The sequence below is a fragment of the Vibrio sp. 1401 genome (assembly GCF_033340295.1).
The window spans coordinates 1-6368 of sequence record NZ_JAWOWF010000087.1; the positions used below are offsets into that span (position 1 = coordinate 1).

Here is a 6368-nt window from a genome sequence, read left to right on the forward strand (position 1 = left end):
GGGGTCGCGGGTTCGAGTCCCGTCCACTCCGCCACTTATATTAAGCCTCAGTCGAAAGACTGAGGCTTTTTTCGTTTCTACTGCGGCGTTTCCCTGAAGTGTGTTTACACCTAATTAGACTACTCCCCATAATCCCTACTAAGTGAACTTTGCGTGATTACACACTAGGCTTTAATTAATATAGGCCGTTGATGCTGTGGAAAGACAATATGACCTACAAACAAACCTAAGTAATCTATGGTATTCAAAGGTGTTCAACGGCTTGAATCTTGATGAGAAAGAAAAAACGAACTGTGCGCATAATCCAGAAAAGCGTCATATATACCCCCAATCTCTCCTGGCTCAAAAATCAAACGACTTGAAAAAAATTGGAAGGTGAAAGATTGAAGGAGCTCTTCATTAGCGAGGTGATGATTTTCGACGCTGAACATTTGATGAGTCTCAGAAAAAATATATCGCCAAGGGGTAAGAAGCGCCAAAACAGAGAGGGGTAGCTTAGCTCGAGGCTGTAAGCTATGCGGAATACTCACAAACGTCAAAGCTCAAACCCATTAAGAGAGTCGCTCTAGATCTAAATGGTTATGTGCTCACTAGCGGTACTAGAAAATAGTTAAGTATTCCAAATGGATTATATGAAAAAGCCAACTGCTAAAGCGGTTGGCTTAGTATAAAAATCTCGACGTACTTTAGAGCGAGAAATGATGTCTAAAGAATACGCTTTAAAACACCATCTGCCTTTAGGCGGGTAATTTTTCTGACCAGTCGCTGTACCCCTATAGGATAGTCTTCTACTTTCTCTAATTGCTTATAAGTACAGATAAGGTGAGTATGCTCAAGAATACGCGAAACTTCGTCTTCAAACTTCTCAGTGAGCTTCGCATAATTGTCTTGTATGAGTAGCCCATTTTCTAGGTCGAGTGACCAAGCACGTGGATTTAGGTTATTCCCAGTAAGTAGCATATAGCGTTTATCAACCCAAATACCCTTAAGGTGGAAGCTGTTATTGTCATGCTTCCATAGGTGAATTGACAATTTACGTGCGGCGATATTCGCTTCATTGGTTTTCGCAAAGCGACGTAAATTCACTTCGTAAAGATATGGAAGTCCGCCAATGGTTTTAAAGTCTTCCTCAGGTGCAATGTAAAAGTCGTTGGCGGTTTTATCACCCACAACAATAGTTACTTTCACACCACGCTTCATGGCTCGTTTCACTTCACGATGAAGTGCTTTAGGGAAGTTAAAGTAAGGCGTACAAATGAAAATTTCGTCTTGGGCTGCTGCCAATAACTTTACAATCTGTTGATTGAGTAGATTACGGCGTTTGCCTAGCCCAACTAACGGAGTGACTTTTACGCTTTCTTCTGTTGCAGCTTGGTCTTCAAACTTATAGTTGGCTTGAGCAAGAGAAGCCCTCAGTTGGCGAATCGCCGACTTTATTTCTTTGGTTTCTGGCTTATCTTTTCCTGCAAGATCATTAACGGCAGGGTGAGCAATCATTTCTTCCTGAATGAATTGCACCATTGAATTCGCTAAAGATTCATGTCGAATCACATGGTAACGATCAAATCGATAACGTTCATGATAATGGAGATAAACGTTATTTAAGCTCGCCCCACTGTAGATAACAGTATCATCGACAATGAAGCCTTTTAAATGCAGTACCCCAAAAACTTCTCTGCCACGCACTGGTATGCCATAGACAGGGATTGGGTGTTGGTACTTACTGGCATATGCTTTGTAAAGCGCTGAATTACCCTCAGATGTCTCCGCACCAATCAGGCCACGCTGCGCTCGATGCCAGTCGACACAGATATTGATGTCCAACCCAGGATTGCGCTGTTTCGCTTCATAAAGCGCAGTGAGAATTTCACGTCCAGCTTCATCATCTTCCAGATATAGAGCGACTAGGTAAATTCGCGACGTTGCTTTGCTGATAGCATCTAAAAGACGGGTTCTGAATGATTCTGCTGAATACAGAACATCAAAGTCTTCCGGATTGACAGCGAGACTTGGCAACTGTTCGAATGGATTCCTACTTACTATCATATCGGTATGAGTACCTTAGTTTAGTGCAATATTGCGAACCTGCCATTTTATCAAAGATATGATTTACCTGGCTACAAAAGCACGCGTTTTGATGTCGTTGAAGAGATGAATTGCATTGGAATGAGATCTTTACCGCTATCTACATAACGTTGAAATGCCATTTGTAGCTGGTGTGGTAGCTCAGAGCAATCAATTATTGTGAATCCATGCTTGGAATAATAGGATTCGAGATGTGTAAACGCGAAGCAATAATCGCCATCAGTGAAAACATTGTTTTTACAATGAGTTAGTAGTTTTTTTCCAATCCCTGTTCCCCTAACTTTCGGAATGACCAACATTCCTGTCAACAGACGAACTTTATCTACACTTTTTAAACGTAGTAACGCAATGATTTCACCCTTATGGCTTGCTGTAATGATCAATTCATCCTTTTTGGCTCGACCCGCAGGGTAATACGCTTTGTATAGTTTCTTAATGAGGGGGAGCTTGATGGGATTTAACACTTCTATGATTAATGAGTCTGGTATTGTCACTGCGGTTAAAAGATAACTAATGTAGAATGTCGACAGTTTAAGAGAATCTTATCTGATGTTGCAAACCTACTATGCAAATTAAAACAAATGCGAGCCTAAAGGCTTACCATACTTTTGGAATTGAACAATCGTGTTCCTATTTAGCTATCGTTGAGTCGCTCGAAGATGTTATTGAGCTATTTCAAAACCCAAGATTCACCCATTTACCGAAACTTTTTTTAGGTAAAGGAAGTAATGTTCTTTTTACAGAACATTTTGAGGGATTAGTGATTGTTAATCGAATCATGGGTAAAGAAGTCACGGAAACGGATGAGGACTACCTATTACATATTGCCGGTGGTGAAGATTGGCCTGAATTAGTTTCCTGGTGTGTGAATCAGGGGATCGGTGGGATCGAGAACTTAGCTTTGATTCCAGGTTGTGCTGGCTCGGCTCCTATTCAGAACATTGGTGCGTATGGCCTAGAGCTAAAAGACATCTGTGATTATGTAGATGTTCTTGACCTAACTACGTTTGAAAACAAAAGAATGCACGCCCAAGACTGTGAGTTTGCCTATAGGGATTCCATATTTAAACATGCGTTGCACGGAAAGTGCTTTATCACCGCATTAGGGCTTAAGTTGGCGAAGCAATGGCAGCCGATTAACCAGTACGGCCCTTTACAAAGTATCCCAGAAGAACAACTCAGCCCTGCTTCTATCTTCGAACGAGTATGCCAAGTGCGAAAGGCAAAACTGCCAGATCCAACGAAGATAGGTAACGCAGGTAGTTTCTTTAAAAACCCAGTGATCACAGAAGATCACTATGATCGACTAACAAAAAAATACCCTAACGTAGTGGCCTACCCAGCTTCAGGAGGAATGAAAATTGCTGCTGGTTGGCTTATTGATCAGTGTGGATTAAAAGGGAAGTCTGTACACGGTGCGCAGGTCAACCCTATGCAAGCTTTGGTTTTGACCAACATAGATAATTGTAGTGCTGATGACATTGTCGCGCTTGCTTCTTTAGTGAAGCATACAGTATGGGACAAATACCAAATCATACTTGAGCATGAAGTACGCTTTCTCAATCGTACCGGGGAGACCAATTTGGCTCAGATCGAGGCATCTAGATGAGAAAAGATCACTCTACGAAACTTCATATTCTAAAGTTATTAAGTGATGGAGAGTTTCATTCAGGAGAAGCGTTGGGCGACGATCTTAATGTTTCTAGAGCGGCAATCGCTAAGCACATTAAAGGTCTTAGTGAATGGGGTATTGATATTTATCGAGTGCAAGGGCGCGGTTACCAATTAGCCTCACCATTGCAGTTGTTAGACGAGACTCTCCTTACCACTAGCTCGGAGTCACTTGTTGAACTCGTCCCTGTGATTGACTCAACGAATCAATATTTGCTCGACAGAGTCGCGGATTCGGAAAAGGGCCGTGTTTGTATTGCTGAATATCAAGCACAAGGGCGTGGTCGCCGCGGTAGACAATGGGTCTCACCGTTTGGCTCTAACTTATATCTCTCTATGTATTGGCGACTGGATGCAGGAATGGCTGCGGCAATGGGCTTGAGCTTGGTGATTGGGATTGCCGCAGTGGAAGCTTTGGAAGAAGTAGGCATGCAAGGTGTTAAACTCAAGTGGCCGAATGACTTGTATTATCAAGATAAAAAACTGGCCGGAATCTTGGTTGAAATGTCGGGTCAGGCCGGTGGGGCTGCTCATCTAGTGATTGGGATGGGCCTGAATATTGGAATGCCTGACGACCAGCCTGAGATTGACCAGCCATGGACCACGTTGAACCAAGTAAATCAGAGTCTCAAGATCGATAGAAATGTTCTAGCAATGACACTTATCAAGCATTGGAATTCCGCACTTGTCGAATATGAAATGAAAGGACTTACTGGCTTTATCGAACGTTGGAATCGGTTAGACAATTTCCTTAATCGTCAGGTCAAACTGCTTATTGGTCCTAGAGAGGTATATGGCGTCGTTCGAGGCATCGATCATCAAGGTGGAATATTAATCGAAACCTCCCAAGGACTAGAGACTTATATTGGTGGTGAAATCTCGTTGCGTAAAAATGACTAATCTTCGATTACTTTCGCAACGAGACTTTATCAACTAAGTGGTTAACGCCTTTGTGTAGAATCAAGTGGGCTCTCTCACGAGTTGGAAGAATATTCAATTCTAAATTGAGCCCATTAATATCATGCCAAATTTGCTTCGCTTTTTTCTTTGCGTCATCGACAGAGAGTTGTGTGTAGTGGCTAAAATAAGAGCCTGGTTTCGTAAAGGCCCCTTGGCGAAACTTTAAAAAGCGTTCTACATACCAATGTTCAATGGTTTCTGTTTCTGCGTCGACATAAATTGAAAAATCTAAAAAGTCAGAGACGAAGACACGATGCGGGTCATGTGGATAGTCCATTCCACTTTGCAGAACGTTTAAACCTTCAATAATAAGAACATCCGGTCTATCCACTTTCCTTAGTTCATCAGTAATGTCATACGTGATGTGAGAGTAGATGGGTACTTCAAGATCGGGCTTTCCTGCCTTTACGTCAGACATGAACTCGACTAAGCGCTTGATATCATAGGATTCTGGGAAGCCTTTACGATGCATGATACCGCGTTCTTCTAGTACTTTTTTCGGATATAGGAAGCCATCTGTTGTAACCAAGGACACTTTGGGATGATTCTCCCAACGAGAAAGCAATGCCGTTAGAATACGAGCAGTCGTACTTTTGCCTACAGCAACACTGCCAGCGATACCAATTACGAAAGGGGGAGCATGTTCTTCTGTATTTAAGAATTGTTGTAATACGGAATTGCGGCTTTGACGAGCCTGGACATACAGATTCAAAAGACGAGACAAAGGAAGGTAGATCTCTACCGCTTCCTCCATGGTTAGGTTTTCATTAATGCCCTGAAGCGCAGTCAAGTCGTCTTCAGAAAGTGTCATCGGTACAGAGTTTCTTAACTCGGCCCAATTTGCACGGTCAAATGACAAAAATGGACTCATGGGTCTCTTTTATCCTTGGTTTAATAGAAGCAAGAACATACATCAAGCGAACTTCAAAGCAAACGACAAAGGTCGAAGTTTACTTTAAAAAAGCTAAGTTTGTACGAATTTGCAGCAAACGAATCTAAAAAATCGAAATTTATGATTTTTTTTCAAATTACTATTGCAACCTAGAAAATCATTCAATAGAATGCGCACCACCTATGCCGACTTAGCTCAGTAGGTAGAGCAACTGACTTGTAATCAGTAGGTCACCAGTTCGATTCCGGTAGTCGGCACCATTCTTTCCTTTAGTAGTCTGAATGGCTTGAAAATTTGGAGGGGTTCCCGAGTGGCCAAAGGGAGCAGACTGTAAATCTGCCGGCACTGCCTTCGATGGTTCGAATCCGTCCCCCTCCACCATATTCTTTAGGAAATAGCTCTCAGAGTTACGTGTTGCGGGCATCGTATAATGGCTATTACCTCAGCCTTCCAAGCTGATGATGCGGGTTCGATTCCCGCTGCCCGCTCCACTCTAATTTGAGTGCTGATATAGCTCAGGTGGTAGAGCGCATCCTTGGTAAGGATGAGGTCGGCAGTTCGAGTCTGCCTATCAGCACCAGCTCTCAAGTTTATTTCCTTTTGATATTAGATTTACCAATTATCTTTTTTTGGTTGCGTGGTCAATTTGGGCCACCTAAATCCGTACCTAGAGGGACCACTCATGTCTAAAGAAAAATTTGAACGTACGAAACCGCACGTTAACGTTGGTACTATCGGCCACGTTGACCACGGTAAAACA

At 42.5% G+C, this 6368-nt stretch carries 5 protein-coding genes and 4 tRNA genes; 6 read left to right on the plus strand and 3 right to left on the minus strand.

What is annotated here, in order from left to right; all coding sequences use genetic code 11:
* Positions 1–705 precede the first annotated feature (705 nt).
* The gene (gene pssA / locus R7Z77_RS23455) at positions 706–2046 is read right to left on the minus strand and encodes a CDP-diacylglycerol--serine O-phosphatidyltransferase (RefSeq protein ID WP_033907507.1); all 1341 of its coding nucleotides are present in this window, start codon (positions 2044–2046) and stop codon (positions 706–708) included.
* Between the two features lie 71 nt (positions 2047–2117).
* Entirely contained in the window at positions 2118–2549 is a 432-nt protein-coding gene (locus R7Z77_RS23460; protein ID WP_053350837.1) for a GNAT family N-acetyltransferase, read from the minus strand.
* Positions 2550–2650: 101 nt separating this feature from the next.
* Between R7Z77_RS23460 and murB the strand changes: the two genes are divergently transcribed.
* Positions 2651–3694, plus strand: coding sequence for a UDP-N-acetylmuramate dehydrogenase (gene murB, locus R7Z77_RS23465; RefSeq protein ID WP_005373053.1), 1044 nt, complete (start codon positions 2651–2653; stop codon positions 3692–3694).
* Positions 3691–4656 carry a bifunctional biotin--[acetyl-CoA-carboxylase] ligase/biotin operon repressor BirA gene (gene birA, locus R7Z77_RS23470; RefSeq protein WP_136976899.1) on the plus strand — a complete coding sequence of 322 codons (966 nt, stop codon included), beginning with the start codon at positions 3691–3693 and terminating at the stop codon, positions 4654–4656. The genes murB and birA overlap by 4 nt, the downstream gene beginning before the upstream one ends.
* 7 nt (positions 4657–4663) lie before the next feature.
* Here the strand turns inward: birA and coaA are convergent, their stop codons facing one another.
* Positions 4664–5587, minus strand: a complete 924-nt coding sequence (gene coaA, locus R7Z77_RS23475) for a type I pantothenate kinase (protein WP_005388683.1) — start codon at positions 5585–5587, stop codon at positions 4664–4666.
* A 205-nt stretch (positions 5588–5792) separates the two neighbouring features.
* Here coaA and R7Z77_RS23480 point away from each other — a divergent pair.
* From R7Z77_RS23480 to R7Z77_RS23495, 4 genes are all read left to right on the plus strand, one after another.
* Positions 5793–5868 (plus strand) — tRNA-Thr (locus tag R7Z77_RS23480).
* 36 nt (positions 5869–5904) lie between these two features.
* Positions 5905–5989 (plus strand) — tRNA-Tyr (locus tag R7Z77_RS23485).
* A gap of 35 nt (positions 5990–6024) precedes the next feature.
* Positions 6025–6099 (plus strand) — tRNA-Gly (locus tag R7Z77_RS23490).
* Between the two features lie 13 nt (positions 6100–6112).
* A tRNA-Thr gene (locus R7Z77_RS23495) sits at positions 6113–6188 on the plus strand.
* The last annotated feature ends 180 nt before the right edge of the window (positions 6189–6368 follow it).